Genomic DNA, 19,322 nt, shown 5'->3' with positions numbered 1-19,322 from the left:
AAACAGAAGAACAGCCGAGCTCTTTTTTTGGTAGTTTGTTTAGTATACTTATGAAGCTTTTTTCATTAATTGCATCATTTTTTGGTGGTTTTTTTTCATGGTTGTTTGGGTCTGACGAAGAAAAGTCTGACACACAACCTTATGATGATTCTTCTTCACCTGGGGTCGATCAATCAGTTGAACAAAATAATGGTGATCATAATGACCAGAGCAATGTGATTTGATAGTGATCTTCTACCGGAAAAGGTGTCATTCCAGTGCTTGACACTGGAATGGCTTTGTTGCATCGCTAGCTATGATGGATTAAAGATAAAAAAGATGGAGAATATCAGTAGCTTATTATTCTGGTATTTATAACAAGAACGGTCAGTGAATACCTAAATTTGAGTAAAAGAAATTTCACTACCACTCACTAATCCGGCTAAAATTCAAGAATTTCAATGCTTTAGCTATTTTCAATAGAATTAAATTTATTAATGTAAATAATAAATTACTATTCTTAAATTTGATCAGATTGATTGCAAAAAAACAAGATTTTCAATAGGTTACTTATAATCCTAACTATAGTTAGCCTTTCATAAGTAGCGATGCAACAAAGCCCACTGGGATCCAGGAAACTTAATTGCAAGTAATGCATTGGGTTTGGTGAGTATGGGTTTTGCGTTATAGAATGAAACACTTTTGGTGAATTTGTAAAGAAAACTGGATCCCAGTGTCAAGCACTGGGATGACACCGTCTTGGATGGAAAACTGGATTCCAGTGTCAAGTGCTGGAATGACATCCTCTCTAAGTAGCCTCCTTCTCCTGTTATCCCAGTGCGTGACACTGGGATCTCATTTTACTTTATGATGATGTCATGAAAGTAGCTGACATTGGGATCCAGAAGACTTAATTTCAACCAAATAATAAAGGCTAGATCCCAGTGTCACGCACTGGGATGACAAAAAAAGGAGCACTGGAATGACACCATCTTGGATGGAAATAACGTCACGCGCTGGAATGACAAAGAAGAGTGGGCTTTCATATGGTTATGCAAGAGGTTTACTGAATGCAACCTAACTTCTCACACACACATTTTACCACATGATCAGCGTTGATATTAAAATGCTCATAAAGTGTTTTATAAGGTGCTGATTCTCCGAAGCTTTTCATGCCAATAAATATACCGTTTGAACCTATGTATTTATGCCAACCCATTTCACTTCCGGCTTCAATTGCAACTTTAATGCTGTCATTATTTAATATTGCCGCTTTATATTCATCGCTTTGCTCGTCAAAAAGCCTCCAGCATGGCATAGAAACAATCCTTGTACCTATACCCTTTTCCTGCAATTTCTCCCTTGCTTCAACTGCAATTTCAACCTCGGACCCCGTAGCAAATATCGTCACTTTTAATTCTTTTGAACATTCACACAAAATATATGCACCAAACTTCGATAAATTAGCAGATTGATCGATATCAGAGTAGAACTTGCGCATGTAACTTACGTTTTGCCTTGAGAGCGCAAACAGTGCTGGAGATTCTTTCTTTTCGAGTGCAATGCTAACACACTCCAGAGTTTCAACTGCATCGGCTGGCCTAAAAACATATAGATTTGGTATAGCACGCAAAGAGGCTAAATGCTCTATTGGCTGATGAGTCGGGCCATCTTCTCCCACTCCAATTGAGTCGTGAGTCATGACATACATAACCTGCTGCTTCATCAGAGCTGAAAGACGTATAGCAGGACGACAATAGTCGGAAAATACCAAAAAAGTGCCGCCATAAGGAAGAATCGCGCCGTGAAGTGCCATACCATTCATACATGCTGCCATAGCGTGCTCTCTCACTCCATAGTGGACATAAGAGCCACTATAATTATTGCTATTTATTACCTGCATGTGCTCATATTTAGTGCAATTTGACCCGGTAAGATCAGCAGAACCGCCGATTAATTCCGGCATAGACTCAGTTAAAAGTTCCATTACTCTGCCGAAAGAAGATCGAGTAGCTTCGTTTGGCATTAGCTCACATATTTGTTTCTTCAGGTCAGCTAAAACACCAGCGATATTATCTGGTAGATGTTTATCTAACCGTCTTTGAAGTTCTGCATGATACCATGTCATCCCAGCATTCTCTTCTGTCATCCCAGTACTCTCTCTTGTCATCCCAGTGCTTGACACTGGGATCCATTCTTTTTCTTCTTTCCTGGATTCCAGCGTCACGCGCTGGAATGACATCGTGTAGTTTTGTTTTGCTCTCTCAACAGTTTTCTTCCAGGCATTTTTCACATCTTCTGGTACATGGAATGGTTCATAATTCCAGTTTAATTTCTCTCTCATCTGTTTTATGTCTTCCTCCGAAAAAGCACCACTGTGAACAGAGGATGTGCCAGCACGGCTTGAAAATTTTCCGATAATAGTTTTGCAGCAGATCATTGTAGGTTTATCAGACTTTTTTGCTTGCTCTATTGCAAGGGATATGGCATCAAAATCATGGCCATCAATTTTGTCAACATTCCATCCATACGCTAAGAAGCGTTTCTCTACATCATCAGAACAGGAAAGGCAAGTAGCGCCATCTATAGAAATATCATTATCATCAAAAAGAGCTATAAGCTTATTCAATTTAAGATGCCCAGCAAGTGATGCTGCTTCATGGCTTATTCCTTCCATAAGACAGCCATCCCCTAGCATCACATAAGTGTAGTGATTGATTCTAAACTGCTTTTCAAGTATCGATTCAGCAAGTGCCATGCCAACAGCAGCGGCAAACCCCTGACCGAGCGGGCCTGTTGTTGCCTCTACCCCGGAAGTCAAGCCGAACTCTGGATGACCTGGGGTCTTGGATCCCATTTGTCTGAAGTTTTTTAGCTCATCTATGCTAATATAACCTGTCAAATATAATATTGAGTATAGTAACATTGACCCATGACCGTTTGATAAAACAAAGCGATCTCTATTGAACCATTTAGAATCATCAGGATTATGATTCAGATATTTAGCAAACAAAACAGTTGCAACATCTGCCATGCCAAGTGGCATACCTGGGTGTCCAGAGTTTGCTTTTTGTACTGCATCAATTGATAAAAAACGGATGGCGTTTGCCATAGATTTTAAATGTGAATGATTCATGTGTTAATAGAAAAACTTAAAAATGAAGTATAAAAGATTATATCAGCAAAAACAAGTTGACACTGAGTGCTAAAATCCTTAATAATCTAAAGTTAAATCGTGAGAGTTTTTATATGACAACTGTTATCACTAGAAAGTATAGGATTAGCCGTAGACTTGGTGTAAATTTATGGGGTAGAGCTAAAGACCCAGTAAACAAAAGGAAATACCCTCCAGGTCAACACGGTATTCTTGGATTCAAGAAGTTATCCGACTTTGGTAAGCAGTTTGCTGCGCATAAGAAATTTAAGTTTTACTATGCGATTTCAAGTAAGCAGCTCAGACGTACATTTTTAGATGCTTATAACAGAAAGGGTTATACGGCTGATAATTTTATCGGTATCTTAGAATCGAGATTAAGTTCTGTTTTATACCACTCTGGTCTTGTTCCAACAATTTACTCAGCAAAGCAGCTCATATCTCACAAGCACGTTACAGTTAATGATAAGGTGGTTAACATATCGAGTTATCGAGTGAAGCCAGGTGATATAATAAAAATAAGAGAAAGGGCAGCAAAAATCCCTGTAGTAGTAGAGGCTGAACAAAAACAAGAGCGCAAGGCTCCGGATTATTTAGAAGCAGATAGTAAAGAGCATTCAGTGAAGTATTTGAGGTCACCTCAATATTCTGAGGTTCCTTATTCAGCAGACATGGAAGTCAATTTAGTAGTAGAGTTTTACTCTAGATAGATAAAAAAAGCCCGTGTGGCGGAATCGGTAGACGCAGCGGACTTAAAATCCGTGGGTTTTGCGACCTTGGGAGTTCAAGTCTCCCCATGGGCACCAATTTAACTTAGCAGATAAATACAAAAAAGTATGAAATGGCTTGATATAGAAGATATTGTGGAAGCTCTGGAGGAAAAATTTCCAAATGAGAATATAATTAGTATCAGATTCACTGAGCTTAAAAAAAAGGTCTTGAGTTTAGAGGAATTTGATGATGATGAAAAACGCTGTAACGAAAAAATACTCGAAGCTATTCAAGCAGCTTGGATTGAGGAAAGATTAACCGCATAGCAATAAACCATACGCAAACGTGATTTCTATTACAATTTGCATATTGATTATGCTATTTTTTGGATCTAGCCTGGCAAGTTAATAATAATTTAACTAATTACAATTAAAACAGCTATAAGGTTAATTATGAGGCAAAGATGACAGCACAAAATTTGGTAAATGGAACGATCTTGGCAAGTGCTACGTTGAGATAAGTTTTGCATAAAAATACTGCTTTTACGGTGTGAGGCCAGATGGTAGAGCCTTTGTAAAGCAGTTAGAAGGTTGTCATCTAAGTAGCGTGACCAGAGCTAGATTCCGCGAACACGCCGCGGAATGACGACTATGCAATATGCGTTGCGGAGTGACGATTATGGTCATACCGTCACGGTATCTCACAAACATGTAGCAGTAATGACAAAATCTCAAGTTATATGTATACTTTTATATTATCTACCTACTAAAAAAACAGAAAAATGCTCAAACGTAGCGGTCCAAAAAAATTAAAGTCTATAATTGAAAACTATGCATTAAAATGCATGAAAAATAAGATTAGTAAAAATGAAATACGTCTTATTTTAAACTGGCGAAATATAGTAGGGAAAGAAATAGCAGAGTGTACAAAACCGAAAAAGATCTCATATGCACAGAATATAAATTCGGGTGTATTGCATCTGGTAGTAACAAATGGCAGTAAAGCATTGGAAATTCAGCATATGATTTCTCTTATAATAGAAAAAATTACGATATTTTTTGGTTATAAAGCAGTATATGGTATAAAAATTAAGCAAGAGAGTATTGACTATTTGACTATATAAGGTAATCTAAGTACATAGAATAATTTGGTATATTGAAGTGAGTAGAGTTTGTGAATTAACAAATAGAAAAAAATCTTTTGGTAATAAGGTATCACATTCGAATCGTAAAACAAAGCGTACCTTTCTTTTAAATTTACATAAGGTTACGTTGACAAGTGATATATTGAATAAAAAGTTTAGATTTCGTGTGGCAACAAGAACTTTGAGAACTATAGATTACAAAGGTGATTTAGATGCTTTTTTGCTCAACACAAGAACGATTAAACTAAGTGAGAAAGCGCAGAAGATAAAAAGAAGGTTGAAAAAAGTTTTAGTAAAGCAAGAGGTAGAGTTAGCAGTTTCAGATGCATAGCAAACCTCAATGGCTCAGAGCAAAAGCTCCGACCGGTGAAGTATTCAATGAGACCTTAAACATCGTTAAACTGCATAACTTGCATACAGTGTGCGAAGAGGCTGCATGTCCAAATATTGGTGAATGTTGGAATAAACGTCATGCTACTGTGATGATTCTTGGTTCTGTTTGCACTCGTGCTTGTGCATTTTGCAACGTTGCAACTGGCATTCCTGATAAACTAGACCCTCATGAGCCAGAAAATTTAGCAAAAGCGATAAAAAAGTTAAACTTAAAACATGTTGTCATTACTTCTGTTGATCGTGATGATTTGCCAGATGGTGGCGCAAATCAGTTTATACAGTGCATAGAAGAAATTAGAAAGATAACTTCAGAAACAACAATAGAGATTTTAACTCCTGATTTTTTAAATAAGAAAGGAGCATTTGAAGCAATTGCTGTTGCATCACCTGATGTCTATAACCACAATATTGAAACAGTGCCGAGATTGTATGCAAAAATAAGACCACGAGCTCGCTATTTTCATTCACTATATTTGCTGAAGATGGTAAAGCAGATTAATCCTAAAGTTTTCACAAAGTCAGGGCTTATGGTTGGTCTTGGAGAAACAAAAGAGGAAATACTGCAGGTTATGGACGATTTGCGCAGTGCTGAGGTTGATTTTATTACAATTGGTCAATATCTACAACCAACTCCAAAACATGCAAAACTTGATAGGTATGTTACCCCAGAAGAGTTTGAGCATTATAAATACATTGCTTACTCCAAAGGGTTCCTAGTGGTTGCATCAAGCCCACTAACTCGGTCATCATACCACGCTGAAGAAGATTTTAACAGGCTCAAGGCCTATCGTTGACATTTGTGTTAATTCAAATTAATTTTTACTAATTATAAAGGAGTTTTTACGTAATGTCTACTATAAAAATCGAGAAGAAATCACAATTAGTTAAAGAGGTATTCGATTCCGTGGCAAGTCGCTACGACACCATGAATGATATAATGAGCCTCGGAATGCACAGATTATGGAAAGATAAGATGGTAAATAGTGTGCATTTTACAAAAAACTCTAAGGTTTTAGATGTTGCTGGAGGAACTGGAGATATAGCAATAAGAGTAGTAAGAAAAGAGCCAAGTGCTAAGGTTACAGTATGCGATATAAATCAAAACATGCTAAACAGAGGACGTGATAAAGCTATAAATTCAAACCAAATTAATTTTGATTGGGTATGTGCAAGTGCAGAAAGTTTACCATTTGAAGACTCCGAATTTGATTATTGCACAATAGCTTTTGGCATTCGAAATGTTTCTGACCGCAAGAAGGCTTTAAATGAGGCGCACAGGGTATTAAAACCACATAGGAAATTTATCTGCTTAGAATTTGCCCCTATGCACTATCAAAATGAGATATTTACCAAACTTTATGACTTATATTCATTTAAAGTAATTCCTAAAATTGGCAGCATAGTTGCTAAAGACAAGAGTTCTTATGAATATTTAGTGAGGAGCATTAGAGAGTTTCCAACTCAGGCTGATTTTAAAATGGAAATTGAAGAGGTAGGCTTTAAGAATGTTGAGTTTCATAATATGAGCTATGGAATAGTGGCATTACACATTGGAACAAAATGAATATTAAACTCTGGTATAGAACGCTGGATTATTATCTCATCCTTCCAGTGTTTTTTTTGCTCACTATAAGCTTCATTCTTGTTTATTCAGCAAGCCCTGTAATTGCGCAGCGTCTTTTTCTGCCACAGGATTATTTTATACGGCGCCATACAATTTATATAGTCCTGTCACTAATTACCTTGGTGACATTTTCTTTTCTCAACACAAGAACTATACTTAACCTCTCATTCGCAGGTTTCATTTTATTTACTATTCTAGTAGCAATTGCGATAATACTTGGTATAGAGGTAAAAGGTGCGAAACGATGGTTACATATTGTCAAAATTTCTGTTCAACCATCTGAGTTCGTAAGGCCATTTTTTTCTGTTGTTATAGCTAGTATCTTGGCCAGCGAAATGAGGTTTAAAATGCACATATCAATCATAATATTTCTGTTAGTTTTTGTGTTGTTACTTTTGCAACCTGATTTCAGTATGTCCATGCTTTTAACATATTCTTTTATTGGTCAAATGTTTATTGCATGTATACCATTTTTATACTTTCTATGTATAATAGGAGTGGTCACAACTGGAATTACCACGGCTTACTTATGTCTCCCGCATATAAAGCAAAGGATTTACAATTTTGTCTTTTTTGCGCAGCGCGATAACTTTCAAGTCACAAAATCATTAGAAGCATTTAAAAGAGGTCAATTAACTGGAGTTGGACCTGGTGAAGGTAGCGTAAAAGCCTCTCTTCCTGATTGTCATACAGATTTTGTGTTTTCTGTTTTAGCAGAAGAATTTGGTTTGATTACGTGCTTAGCCACATTGATGTTATTTGGTATCATTTCCGCCCGCTTGCTTTACGTTGCATATAGGGAAAATGAATTATTTAATCTGTTAGTGATTCTCGGTATCTCAATTCAATTCATCACACAATTCATAATAAACATAGGGGTAACATTGAGTGTTTTTCCAACCACCGGCATAACCCTGCCACTACTTAGCTATGGTGGTTCTTCTCTTTTATCTTCGAGCATCGCACTTGGCATAATGCTGTCTTTTAGTAGAAACCAAGCTATCGCATTAAAGTTTCGTGAGCGTGTTATGCTTGGAAGGTATATGGACTAAACTTGTACCGCTCACAACTATTATTGGTATCCCTCCAAAATGGGTATCTGTTCAGATGAGTGGCAAGAGATATTATGAAATCTGAAAGAGTTATGTGGAAATTTTTCAGAAAATATTCCACTGACATGCTGAACAACAAATACATCACTATGTCGTTTATCGCAAAAACTTATATTTTTCGTAACCATTCACACTTAATTCTGCAATTCTTTGATCTCACTCATAGAAAGACCAGTAGTTTGAGCTATAATATTAAAAGAAACACCTGCTTTAAGTAGATTCTTTGCGACTTCAATTTCCCTCTCTTTTCTACCTTCCTCTTTAGCAAGATCAAGTCTGTATTCAAGAATGGCTTCTTCTTTGCGCAGATCCATTATTCTTTCTTCATAAGCTATTAGATCTTTTTCATTCCAGTGAAACTTATCTAATTCATCATATGCTAGCTTTATTATTGGTGATTTTTCCGCAATTTTTCTGAGATCTTCGTCCGTTGTTTCATCTGCATATTTGAAAAAAAATAGCCAACGGTCTACTACACTTTCTAGTTGTTCTGCTCTACTCTTAGGAAATTTTGGCAGCTCTATGAAGATAAATTGAAAATCTTTTAAGTCATGTTCATTGGTTTTCTCATCTCTTATGGTATGGCTAGATATATAGTCAAGCTTATCAGGGAATAAGGTACAATTTGAAATCGCGATAAAGAAAATCTTCTTTAAATCAACGTATTTACCAGATTTATCAGCTTGTCTTGAGTAAGCCTTAGCAGCATAAAGTTGTGCACGTTTTTCAAAGCCTTTATCACGAGTGAGCTGCATCTCAATTATATACCTGTTCCCACTAGAATCCCTGCAAAGAACATCAACAATGCTTTGTTTATCAGAAGCAATTTCAGGGTCCATAATGGTGCTTAAGAATTCTACTTCTTGTATAGTGTTGACTTCAGTACATCCTAAAATATCGTTCAAAAAATGAATAAGAATATTCTTATTTCTCTCAGTACCAAATATTTTTTTAAATGTTAGGTCCAATTTTGGATCGAGAAATTTAGAAAGAGCCATAGTAAAAATACTGAGAAAAGATTAATAATTATACACTATTATTAACAACTATTCAACCATATTTTTAAGTATAGCTATACCGCCGCGGCGCTAACACGTAGCGGGATGACGAGCTTATCGTCACGCCGCCACGAACCGTCATACCGCCGCGGCGCTAACAAGAGATCCCGCTAACACGTAGCGGGATGACGAGCTTATCGTCACGCCGCCACGAACCGTCACACCGCCGTGGTATCTTTAGATCCCGCTAACACGTAGTGGGATGACGAGCTTATCGTCACGCCGCCACGAACCGTCATACCGCCGCGGTATCTCTTAACATAGATCCCTTACTTAACCGTCATACCTTAACATAGATCCCGCTAACACGTAGCGGGATGACGAGCTTATCGTCACGCCGCCACGAACCGTCACACCGCCGCGGTATCTCTTAACATAGATCCCTTACTTAACCGTCATACCTTAACATAGATCCCGCTAACACGTAGCGGGATGACGGTTGTCGTTTAGCCATAAACATTAAGAAATTTACCAAATGAAAAAAAAGGCAAAAGAAGCCCCGTGGTTATTATCCGCTTTAAAATATTGGCGTTTTTTATGTTTTAAACGCTTGAAAAGCGAAATTCAGCTGCTTTTAATTGCAACTAACTTACGCTGCAAATGTTTAAGAAATTTACTAAGCAGAAAAAAAGACAAAGAATCCCCGAGTTAGCTAGTCTTTTACTATCTCTGTCGAGTATTGGCATTTTTTGATGTCTTGTAACTCTTTATAAGCGCGTTCAGCTTATTTAGATAAAAATCTAGATGTAGATGAAGTTTTGTAAAGACATACAGTATCTATATACTGCAAAAAATTGAACATAAGACGCCGATACATTAAGTAATCCTTACCTTTTAATCTGCAGATTGGCGAAAGCAAATACAATAGCTTCACTATCATGATAAGGGAGCTGGCGGAGTTTGTCAAGTAAGTTTTTTGTTTCTGCGAGCTACTACCCTTTCTTGGTGGACTAAAATCACAACAGCTGCAGAACCTAAATTGCTTCATACTACACCTTTCCCCTTTCCCCTGAAACTAAAATCTATATACTTAACTTTAGAAACTTTAAAATAAGATGCGATCTAATATTAGGCAGTTATTTTACTATATAAAGCCTAATCTATCTTATTTCATCATAGCTTTTATTGCAGTTTTATTTTCAGCCTTAACGATCCTCCTCTTTGGCAGAGGCTTAAGCAATATAATTGATTCTGGCACAGAGCACGATTTTACTACCAAACTATTAGTTGCAATACTTATAGTTTTAGCCATTTCTCTCACTGCATTTACTCGGTTATATTTCATTGGCATTGGCAGCGAGAAAGTTATCGCAAGAATCAGATATGACTTATATAGCAGTATCACTAACTTGCAACCAAGTTTCTTTGAGAACACAGGCGTACAAGATGTTATCTCAGCGTTAATTACTGATACCTCTGTGCTGCAATCAATAATAAACAGCAGCTTACTAACCATATTACGAAATTTTGTGATTCTGATTGGCAGTGTTGCTATGTTATTATATACAAATATACAACTAACTGCGTATGCAGCCGCAATAATACCTATACTACTCATTATCATGACCTCACTTGGAAAAAAAGTGCGTAGCTATGCACGCTTTGCTCAGGATAAATTAAGTGAGCTTGCGTCATTTAGTGAGGAAAATTTTAGATCTATAGTGACTATCAAATCGTTTGTACTCGAGGAAAACGAAAAAATCCGTTTTAAGGAACATTTAAACTCAGTATCAAAATCATACGTAAAATTAGTACTCTTGCGTGCTATTTTAGTAACTCTAGTTATCACGTGTGTGATAGGTTCACTAGTTGTTTTGCTCTTTTTTGGTATTAAAGAAGTCTTAAGCAATAATATAACTATTGGAGAACTCTCCTCATTTGTGTTTTATTCAGCGCTCGCAGCAGGAGCTATAAATAATTTGAGCGATAATATCAGTGATTTACAACGAGGTCTTGGAATAGTAGAGCGTTTATTTGAATTTAAAAATATGAAAAGCTCTATAGCAGATCCCGATGATCCTATAAAAATTTGTAGTGTTCAAAAGGGAATTTCGTTTAATGGCGTAACATTTTTTTATGCTGATAAGCCAGCATTAGATAACGTATCATTTTCTATAGAGGCAGGTCAAGCAGTATCAATTGTTGGACCATCTGGCAGTGGTAAAAGCACCATTTTAAAGCTTCTGCTCCGTTTTCATGATCCAAACAAAGGTAGCATTACTATCGATGGGTACAATATTAAGTCAATTGCGCTAAATGACCTCAGATCGTTGTTTGGCTTAGTGCCACAAGATCACATGATATTCTCTTGCTCAATAATGGAAAATATACTATATGGCAAACCAGGTGCCGAATATGAGGAAGTGAAGCAAGCAGCCATCAGCGCTTATGCGATGGAATTTATTGATAAGCTGCCTGATAAATTTGATACATTTGTAGGAAAAAGAGGATTAAAACTTTCTGAAGGACAAAAACAACGTATTGTAATAGCAAGGGCCATACTCAACAATCCTCAGGTTTTAATACTGGATGAAGCAACCTCTGCCCTTGATTACAAAAGTGAGAACCTCGTGCAAAAAGCATTGAGCAAGTTAATGCAAAACAGAACAACAATCGTAATTACACACAGGCTATCAACCGCACTCAAGACTGACAAGATTATAGTAATTAATCATGGAAAAGTAGAAGAAGTAGGCACTCATGACTCTCTAATAAGTAAAGACGGGCTATATGCAAAACTGGCGAAGATACAGTGGAATTGAAAGAAAATTTAAATCATACCGTTAGTTGATATGCTAGATTTATAATTAAAATTATTAAATTTTTAATTTTATTATTTTATAATGGTTCCATAGTTATCCGGAAATTTCGTGATCTGTAGTTTCTTTCATTCACGTTATATTCATAGCTTGTTCTATCTTAATGTAATTCCAATTTTGACTGTATAGGAGGTCTCTATGTTAAAACATAACTATAGTGATAAAATCAATAATCGCTATTCATATACTAACAAATTTTCTTATAGTGATGAGGGTGTAGACGAGACGATCAAGGATAAAATCACAACTGAAGATCAGGTAGTAACTGATGATGTTGAAGAGCCTGATGCTGGTAATGATGGTTACAGCGAAGGTATGGCTTTCTCTTACCATGGTTACGGCAACGACTTAATATAAACTCTGATCCAGGAAGATAAAATAGTTAAGATAAACCTTCAACTAGTCCCACTTATTCACTATACTGCTATAGATTTTATAGCAATATAGTGAATGAACATTTTTAAGCAGATTTCTTCTCTAATCTTTAGTAAATTGAATGAGTTGAAACAAAGGGGTGTTATAAGCACAAGTGCAGCAAACTTTATCATAGAGCCTCCAAGCAATAGAGTCCATGGAGACATTTACACAAATGTTGCTATGGTGCTTGCAAAGCATGAAAAGAAGAATCCCATTGAAATTGCAGAGGTTTTAGCCAAAGAATTTGAACTTTTTGATGAAGTTGCAAAAGTGGAAATAGCAGGCTCTGGTTTCATCAACATGCACTTAAAAATAGAAGTGTGGCATGGAATTTTAAAACAAATAAATGAGCTAAAAACAGAGTTTGGCACCCTAGATATAGGGAACAATCAGGCCATTAATGTTGAATTTGTATCTGCAAATCCAACTGGTCCACTGCATATTGGTCATGCAAGAGGGGCAGTATTTGGTGACGTTCTGGCAAATTTATTGAAAAAAGTTGGTTATAAAGTTACTAAGGAATACTATATTAATGATGCTGGAGCGCAGATAGATACGCTAATTCGGTCAGTATATTTGCGGTATAAGGAAGCTCTGGGAGAAAAAATCAGCATCGAAAAAGGTTTATACCCAGGTGAATATTTAAAACCAATAGGGACTGGGCTGGCCAAAAAATATGGCGCAGAGCTTCTAGAAAAGCAAGATAATCAAGTGATTAGAGACTATACTTTAAGTTCTATCTTAGAAATCATAAAGGAAGACATGAACTTACTTGGAGTAAATCATGATGTTTTTACTTCAGAGTATGAGCTACAAAAAAGTGGCAAAATTGAAGAGAGTATAAAGATATTGTCTGACAAGGGTCTAGTGTATGAAGGGTACCTGGAGAAACCAAAAGGCAAAGAAAGCGAAAATTGGACTTCCAGAAAAGAGATGCTATTTCGCTCTACAAAATTTGGTGATGACGTTGACCGTGCATTGAAGAAAGAGGACGGCAGTTGGACTTATTTTGCCTCGGATATCGCTTACCATTTTGATAAGATATCGCGTGGTTTTAACAATATGATCGTAGAGCTTGGTAGTGACCACGGCGGTTATGTCAAAAGACTCAAAGCAGTCGTCTCTGCGCTCAGTGATGATCAAGCAAAAATAGAGGTAAAACTGCATAATATTGTGAATTTTTTCGAGAACGGCAAACCTGTTAAGATGTCCAAAAGATCAGGAAACTTCCTAACAGCAAGAGATGTAGTGGAAGAAGTTGGCAGGGACATAACTCGTTTTATAATGCTAACACGCAAGAATGATATGGTCTTGGACTTTGATTTTGCTAAAGTTAAAGAACAGTCAAAAGACAACCCTATTTTTTACGTGCAATATGCGCATGCTCGTGCTCATTCGTTAATGCGTAATGCTCCAAAAGAGCTCCCAACAGCAGATCCTTCACTTTTAAGGACAGGTGGAGAGCTCTTCCTCATAAAAACCTTAGCAAAGTGGCCAGATGTGGTAGAAATTGCAGCAAGGCTTTGTGAGCCACACAGAATTACTTTCTACTTACTTGAAGTTGCAGAAGCGTTTCACGTTTTATGGGGGTATGGCAAGAGTGATTTAAACATGCGTTTCATACTGGAAGACAACTTAAACCTCACCGCTGCAAGAATGTTTCTCGTGCAGGCCTTAGCACACGTCATCGCTTCTGGACTTTCTATCTTCAATATAGAGCCTTTGGAAGAGATGAGTTGATTTTTTTATGCAAGATTGTTTTTTCAACGAATAGAGAAGTTGACAAAATTAAGTAAAAATGTTATAGTTTATAGTAGTATTTTCTGGTTAATATATGGCTCACAGTCAAAAAAAGCTCAATGTTAATGTAAGTTTTGACAGTAAATTGGCTCAGTATCTTACAGAAATGGCAGAGACTCAAAATAAAACTATTCCTGAAGTTTTAGTAGATTTAGTGGAAGAAGAGTTCGAAGAAGATGTAGAGCTATCCAAAATAGCTGACGATCGCCTCTCTGAAGGTGAAGAAGAAGTAGAGGATGATGAAAACATCTGGAAATAAAACTTACACTATAAAATTCTTAAAAAATGTTATTGAAAAAGAAATTCCAGCTCTTCCGGCAAAGATTAAATTAATGGTTCAGGAGGCCATAAAGAAACGCCTTACAGTTGATCCTTTTAATCTAGGAAAGCCTTTATGTCATAGCTTTAGAGGGCAATATAGGATAAGGGTTAGCAACTACCGTATAATTTACATCATAAATCATTCAGAACGTAAAGTACTTATTACTGCAGTGGGGTATAGAAAAAACATTTACAAACACAGAAGATTACACAATTAAAAATATAAGAAAGATCTCACCGCTGCAACTTGTCCAAGCCTTAGCACACGTCATTGCTTCTGGACTTTCTATCTTTAATATAGAGCCGTTAGAAGAAATGAGTTGATTTTTTTTTGTTACAATATGTAATGATCAAAATATTATTCAAAGTAGGGTAAAGTTATGACAATCAGTTTTAGGGAGTATTCAACTGTATTCACTGAAGTTGCGGAACAGACAGATTTAAATGGAAATAACATAATTGAAAGAATAAAAGGGCATTAGCATAGATCCCGCTAACAAGCAGCGGGATGACGGTTGTCAGGGTGTCAGGCTAGTACCTTCTCTTGTCATCCCAGTGCCCAGACACTGGGATCCAGAAAAGTTTGCTTGTGAACAAGCAAACTAGCATGGAAAGTGGTTACAACATTTTCGATGAGATTATATGGAAAACTGTATTCCAGTGTCAAGCACTGGAATACATCACAGGGGCACTGGAATGACACCCTTTACGGGCTCTTAAATTGCAACTATAAATGTTTAAGAAATTTACCAAATGAAAAAAAAGGCAAAAGAAGCCCCATGGTGGTTGGCTATTTACTATGTACTAAAATATCGGCGTTTTTTTTATTCTAAAACGCTTGATTAAGAGCGATTTAGCTGCTTTTAACTTGCAACTAACCTACATCGCAAGTGTTTAAGAAATTTACTAAGCAGGAAAAAAGGCAAAGAAACCCCGTAGTAGCTAGCATTCAAATTCTCCCTTGTCAATTTGACGTTTTTTGCTGTCTTAAACGCTTTGTAAGCGCGTTTCGGCTTATATAGGTAAAAACCTAAAAATTTTTAAAGACATGCGATGCACGTAGTGCGAAAAATTAAACATGAGACGCCAAATACCCTAAGTTTTTTGTCATTAACCTGCACAGATTGCGAAGATAAATAAATAGCTTCAGTTTCATGATAGGGGGGTTGGCGAAGGGTGTCAAGTAATTCCGTTCCTTATGGGTAAAAAAAGAGAAACTCTAAGTTGCAGCCGCACAATGTTTCTCTTTTCTGCTGTTGATGATTATTTCGCCTATTGTAACTGCCGCTAGAATAAAGCAATAATATACCTGTGTTAATAAAGAAATAGGTGATACAGAGGCGATGCTACCTGCTAGCAATAGTTGGGAACCATAAGGTAAGATACCTTTTGTAGCACAAGCAAAAACATCTAATAAGTATGCGCTGCGATGTGGCGCAATACTGTGTTTTTGTGCAAGCCTTTTTGCAATGCCACCACTTAGTAAAATAGCAATGGTATTATTGGCAACTAAGGTAGTAAACATAGACGCAATTCCTGCTATCACAAATTCAGCTTTAGTTTTTGTGATATTGCTTTCATCGATGAGTTTATGCAACGCTTTTTGACCTTGCTTGTACATTATATGGCTCAATCCACCGATAAATAGAGCAAATATCACTATTTCGTTTACTTTTTTGAAACCGTCATACACGTCATGAGGAAATTGAATGATAGCATAGTCAAAAAAAGTTATTCCTAGCACACCAGCAATAATTATGTTTATAGTTATTGTTACTAAAGTGGCGACTTCAAGCAGCCCCATGATTATTAAAGAAATGTAAGGAATAATTTTTATTATAGAATAATAATCTAAATTTGATATAGAAATAATTTTTGTACTATTTGAGGCAACTGCTAGGTAGATGAGTGTTATAATGCTGGCAATAAGTGCAACTTTAGAGTTCATTTTAAGTTTATCTTTTGCTGAAGCTTCCTGTGAAGAAACAGATGCAATGGTGGTATCAGATATCATCGAAAGGTTATCGCCAAACACGGCACCACCTACTACAGTTGCAGCTCCTATTTCGAGACCAAAAGCTCCACTTTTTGCCAGATTAACAGCTATAGGTACCATCAGCGCAACAACTCCCATAGATGTGCCAATTGCAGTTGAAATAAAAGCAGAAGCCAAAAATACTCCAGGCAGCAGTAATCTTGCTGGAAGGAAATTAAGAATTAAATTAGCAACAGTGTCTGCGCTACCGATTGATTGAGTCACCGCAGAAAATGCTCCAGAAAATAAAAAAATTAAACACATAGTAAGGGTGTTTTTGTCACCCATGCCCTTGATAACAGTATCGATGTTATGCTGAATTTTATTTGTACCACGTGAGACAGCAAAAAATAGTGCTGGTAATAAGCAGATTACTGGTGAAACCTGATGAAGTGGATTATCAGTTCCGATAAAAGAAAAATAAGCACCACTTCCAAGATACAAGATTAAAAAAATAATCAAGGGGACAAAAGCTGTCATTTTACTGTACCTAAACTTATAACTATAACTAATTAAGTGGTTTTAAGCAAGTTTGGTTTTCACTAGTTCTACAGGAAGTCAATAGCAGAGTTTTAAACTTCATATTTAATCTACTAAATAAATAGCACATGTAGCTTATTGCTTGACAATAGGATCTAATTGTTGTCTAGATTCCAGCATCACGCGCACAACTGTACGAACATTTGTTTGCGAAGAAATGTTATAGCTGGTTTTGCCTCAAACACAAAGATGTCATCCGAGTAGCTGACTACTTGGATCCAGAAAATTTTGCTGCGAGTAAGCAAATTTGTTTGGTGAGCATAGAAAGTGGAATGTGTAAGCGCAGCCTCAACAGGTTGTCATCCAAGTAGCTGACTACTTGGATCCAGATTGGATACTGAGTTGGTGAGTATAAAAGTATAGCTAACGCGAGCTCTACGTCATACCGCCGCAGAATAATTAACCGTCATACCGCGATTCATTCGCAGTATCCCTTCGCGGTATCCCTTAGCCGCTAACAAGCAGCGGGATGACGGTTGTCGTTTAGCTATAAATGTTTAAGAAATTTACTAAACAGAAAAAAAGGCAAAAGAAGCCCCGTAGTTGGCTAATTACTTACATTATACTTTCAAGTATGGCGTTTTTTTATTCTAAACGCTTAATAACCGCGACTCAGCTGCTTTTAAATGCAACTAACCTTAGCTATAAATGTTTAAGAAATTTACTAAACAGAAAAAAAGGCAAAAGAAACCCTAGGGTAGCTAGTTATTCACTATCCATTTTTTAAGTTGGCGTTTTTTTATGTTTTAAACGCTTTATAAGCGCGTTTCAGCTTATGTAGGTAGAAGTTTGATAAAGACATAAGGTGCACATAGTGCAAAAAATTAAACATGAGACGCCAGATACGTGAGTTTTTTTGTCATTTAATCTGTACAGAGAAGATAAATAAATAGCTTCAGTGTTTATGATAAGGGGGCTGGCGGAGTTTGTCAAGCAAGTTTTTTATTTCTAGCGGTTGTTGCCAAAAACTATACAAGAAGTCTATTGAAATTACGTATATCAATCGTTGTAAAATCACACAATTGCTCTGTAGAGCTATGCCCTGTAATAATTACTATACCATTTTGCTCAGAGCGTATTGAGATTAGGTTCAGCACTAATTCACACGTTGCACTATCAAGATTACAAAATGGTTCATCTATCAGCCAAACGTTTGCATTAGAAATCAAGAGGCGAGCAAGCGCAACTCTCCTTTTCCAGCCTGCAGAAAGTTCGCCATATCTAATATTAAGTACAGGTTGCAACTGCAAGCAACAAATAGCTGCCACAATCAATTCTCTAGTATTTCGTATTCCTGCCCAGAATTCTACGTTTTGAGCAACAGTTAAGCTATCTTTACAGGCATTCTTATGGCCTATATAGACCATAGAAGATATATAGGATTTTGGATCATCATATATATCTTTTCCGCAGTGCCTTATATTGCCTGATACCGGCGGTAAAAGTCCAGATAAACTTCTAATTAAGCTGGTTTTACCACTACCATTTGGACCAGTGATTAGAATCTTTGATTTTAGCTCAGCTTTAAAACTGAGATTCTTAAATAGTACCTTATTATTACGAGTGCAGGATAAATTTTCACATTCAAGCATGGATTATCTGCCCTTTCCCTTATGTTTACCTTGAGTTGAAGCCTGAGCTTTTACAAACAGCTCCCAAAATCCTTTCTGTCCGCCTTCTCTATGTATCAATTGTGCAAAACGCTGCATTAAACCATTACCCATCATAACCATCTTTGTCCATTTACCTACCGGTTTTGCTATGTCAACTATTTCTGGATCTTCTTTATAAACTTGCACATCTTTTTGTTTCTCGCGTAGCGTTTCTTGTTGTTTCATCAACTCTTTTTGCTTATTTTTTTGATATAATTCATTGAATTTTCTGTCTTCTTCCCACTCTTCTTTAAAAACTTTTCTAGGAAATATGATTTTTCTAATGCGATTTTTGTATATTTTTCTCAAAAAGAGAAATACTGCAGCTACAGCAAGTAATGTTACGCTATATAATATGATCTGTGTAAGTGGCATTTCCTGTATCTAATTCATTAAAAATACCCTTACTATTATACCATAATTATAGAAATTGTGCAATTTTTTTGCGGGTAAAGACAGTATAAAAGTAATACTGCTCTATTTCGTAAATTGGACAAATATCTGAGAATGGGCTTGTATGTAGTAAGGTTTATTTCTATACTTTTTAAAGAATTTAGAAGTGA

The 19,322-nt window shown here is 36.5% G+C and carries 20 protein-coding genes and 1 tRNA gene; 15 read left to right on the top strand and 6 right to left on the bottom strand.

The features are described 5' to 3' along the window. Positions 1 to 50 precede the first annotated feature (50 nt). A complete protein-coding gene (locus ABWU74_RS02705) occupies positions 51 to 224 on the top strand; it encodes a hypothetical protein (protein WP_353289387.1) in 174 nt (57 codons plus the stop codon). 351 nt (positions 225 to 575) lie between these two features. Here ABWU74_RS02705 and ABWU74_RS06690 read toward each other — a convergent pair whose 3' ends face one another. Next, on the bottom strand, positions 576 to 827 hold the full coding sequence (locus ABWU74_RS06690; RefSeq protein WP_264373793.1) for a hypothetical protein: 252 nt from the start codon (positions 825 to 827) through the stop codon (positions 576 to 578). A 215-nt stretch (positions 828 to 1,042) separates the two neighbouring features. Continuing rightward, positions 1,043 to 3,115, bottom strand: a complete 2,073-nt coding sequence (tkt, locus tag ABWU74_RS02695; RefSeq protein WP_353289386.1) for a transketolase — start codon at positions 3,113 to 3,115, stop codon at positions 1,043 to 1,045. 113 nt (positions 3,116 to 3,228) lie between these two features. Between tkt and rpsD the strand changes: the two genes are divergently transcribed. From rpsD to ABWU74_RS02655, 8 genes are all read left to right on the top strand, one after another. After that, on the top strand, positions 3,229 to 3,843 hold the full coding sequence (gene rpsD / locus ABWU74_RS02690; RefSeq protein WP_010962555.1) for a 30S ribosomal protein S4: 615 nt from the start codon (positions 3,229 to 3,231) through the stop codon (positions 3,841 to 3,843). A 9-nt stretch (positions 3,844 to 3,852) separates the two neighbouring features. Beyond that, positions 3,853 to 3,939: transfer RNA gene (locus ABWU74_RS02685), tRNA-Leu, on the top strand. Between the two features lie 30 nt (positions 3,940 to 3,969). Further along, the gene (gene iscX / locus ABWU74_RS02680) at positions 3,970 to 4,170 is read left to right on the top strand and encodes a Fe-S cluster assembly protein IscX (RefSeq protein ID WP_007552114.1); all 201 of its coding nucleotides are present in this window, start codon (positions 3,970 to 3,972) and stop codon (positions 4,168 to 4,170) included. A 455-nt stretch (positions 4,171 to 4,625) separates the two neighbouring features. Beyond that, positions 4,626 to 4,967, top strand: coding sequence for a DUF721 domain-containing protein (locus ABWU74_RS02675; protein ID WP_010082513.1), 342 nt, complete (start codon positions 4,626 to 4,628; stop codon positions 4,965 to 4,967). 37 nt (positions 4,968 to 5,004) lie between these two features. Then, positions 5,005 to 5,319, top strand: coding sequence for a 50S ribosomal protein L28 (rpmB, locus tag ABWU74_RS02670; protein ID WP_006279619.1), 315 nt, complete (start codon positions 5,005 to 5,007; stop codon positions 5,317 to 5,319). Further along, complete coding sequence (lipA, locus tag ABWU74_RS02665) at positions 5,312 to 6,175, top strand: lipoyl synthase (RefSeq protein WP_209472886.1); 864 nt, start codon at positions 5,312 to 5,314, stop codon at positions 6,173 to 6,175. The genes rpmB and lipA overlap by 8 nt, the downstream gene beginning before the upstream one ends. 53 nt (positions 6,176 to 6,228) lie before the next feature. After that, the gene (ubiE, locus tag ABWU74_RS02660; protein ID WP_209472888.1) at positions 6,229 to 6,945 is read left to right on the top strand and encodes a bifunctional demethylmenaquinone methyltransferase/2-methoxy-6-polyprenyl-1,4-benzoquinol methylase UbiE; all 717 of its coding nucleotides are present in this window, start codon (positions 6,229 to 6,231) and stop codon (positions 6,943 to 6,945) included. Then, positions 6,942 to 8,057 carry an FtsW/RodA/SpoVE family cell cycle protein gene (locus tag ABWU74_RS02655; RefSeq protein WP_209472889.1) on the top strand — a complete coding sequence of 372 codons (1,116 nt, stop codon included), beginning with the start codon at positions 6,942 to 6,944 and terminating at the stop codon, positions 8,055 to 8,057. The genes ubiE and ABWU74_RS02655 overlap by 4 nt, the downstream gene beginning before the upstream one ends. Positions 8,058 to 8,251: 194 nt before the next feature. Here the strand turns inward: ABWU74_RS02655 and ABWU74_RS02650 are convergent, their stop codons facing one another. Further along, positions 8,252 to 9,115 carry an Rpn family recombination-promoting nuclease/putative transposase gene (locus tag ABWU74_RS02650; protein ID WP_265023279.1) on the bottom strand — a complete coding sequence of 288 codons (864 nt, stop codon included), beginning with the start codon at positions 9,113 to 9,115 and terminating at the stop codon, positions 8,252 to 8,254. Between the two features lie 1,115 nt (positions 9,116 to 10,230). Between ABWU74_RS02650 and ABWU74_RS02645 the strand changes: the two genes are divergently transcribed. The 6 genes from ABWU74_RS02645 (at position 10,231) to ABWU74_RS02620 (ending at position 15,232) form a co-directional block, all read left to right on the top strand. Beyond that, positions 10,231 to 11,937 (top strand): ABC transporter ATP-binding protein, encoded by a 1,707-nt coding sequence (locus tag ABWU74_RS02645; protein ID WP_209472893.1) that lies wholly within the window; start codon positions 10,231 to 10,233, stop codon positions 11,935 to 11,937. A gap of 195 nt (positions 11,938 to 12,132) precedes the next feature. After that, positions 12,133 to 12,351 (top strand): hypothetical protein, encoded by a 219-nt coding sequence (locus ABWU74_RS02640; RefSeq protein WP_010962563.1) that lies wholly within the window; start codon positions 12,133 to 12,135, stop codon positions 12,349 to 12,351. A 93-nt stretch (positions 12,352 to 12,444) separates the two neighbouring features. Further along, positions 12,445 to 14,151: an arginine--tRNA ligase gene (gene argS / locus ABWU74_RS02635; protein ID WP_010962564.1), complete on the top strand. Its 1,707-nt coding sequence runs from the start codon at positions 12,445 to 12,447 to the stop codon at positions 14,149 to 14,151. Between the two features lie 94 nt (positions 14,152 to 14,245). Continuing rightward, the gene (locus ABWU74_RS02630) at positions 14,246 to 14,470 is read left to right on the top strand and encodes a hypothetical protein (RefSeq protein WP_010962565.1); all 225 of its coding nucleotides are present in this window, start codon (positions 14,246 to 14,248) and stop codon (positions 14,468 to 14,470) included. After that, positions 14,448 to 14,750 (top strand): type II toxin-antitoxin system RelE family toxin, encoded by a 303-nt coding sequence (locus ABWU74_RS02625; RefSeq protein ID WP_233395579.1) that lies wholly within the window; start codon positions 14,448 to 14,450, stop codon positions 14,748 to 14,750. The genes ABWU74_RS02630 and ABWU74_RS02625 overlap by 23 nt, the downstream gene beginning before the upstream one ends. A 326-nt stretch (positions 14,751 to 15,076) precedes the next feature. Then, a complete protein-coding gene (locus ABWU74_RS02620; RefSeq protein ID WP_167513690.1) occupies positions 15,077 to 15,232 on the top strand; it encodes a hypothetical protein in 156 nt (51 codons plus the stop codon). Positions 15,233 to 15,751: 519 nt separating this feature from the next. On the opposite strand, the gene ABWU74_RS02615 is transcribed toward ABWU74_RS02620, so the two are convergent. The 3 genes from ABWU74_RS02615 to ABWU74_RS02605 form a co-directional block, all read right to left on the bottom strand. Next, positions 15,752 to 17,047: a Na+/H+ antiporter NhaC family protein gene (locus ABWU74_RS02615; RefSeq protein WP_353289385.1), complete on the bottom strand. Its 1,296-nt coding sequence runs from the start codon at positions 17,045 to 17,047 to the stop codon at positions 15,752 to 15,754. A gap of 1,028 nt (positions 17,048 to 18,075) precedes the next feature. Continuing rightward, positions 18,076 to 18,699, bottom strand: a complete 624-nt coding sequence (gene ccmA / locus ABWU74_RS02610; protein ID WP_007548816.1) for a heme ABC exporter ATP-binding protein CcmA — start codon at positions 18,697 to 18,699, stop codon at positions 18,076 to 18,078. Between the two features lie 3 nt (positions 18,700 to 18,702). Continuing rightward, positions 18,703 to 19,134, bottom strand: coding sequence for a hypothetical protein (locus ABWU74_RS02605; RefSeq protein WP_174515653.1), 432 nt, complete (start codon positions 19,132 to 19,134; stop codon positions 18,703 to 18,705). Between the last annotated feature and the right edge of the window lie 188 nt (positions 19,135 to 19,322).

This window comes from Wolbachia endosymbiont (group A) of Paraperithous gnathaulax (assembly GCF_964028485.1).
Classification (GTDB): domain Bacteria; phylum Pseudomonadota; class Alphaproteobacteria; order Rickettsiales; family Anaplasmataceae; genus Wolbachia; species Wolbachia pipientis.
This window is presented reverse-complemented; position numbering and strand designations above follow the sequence as displayed.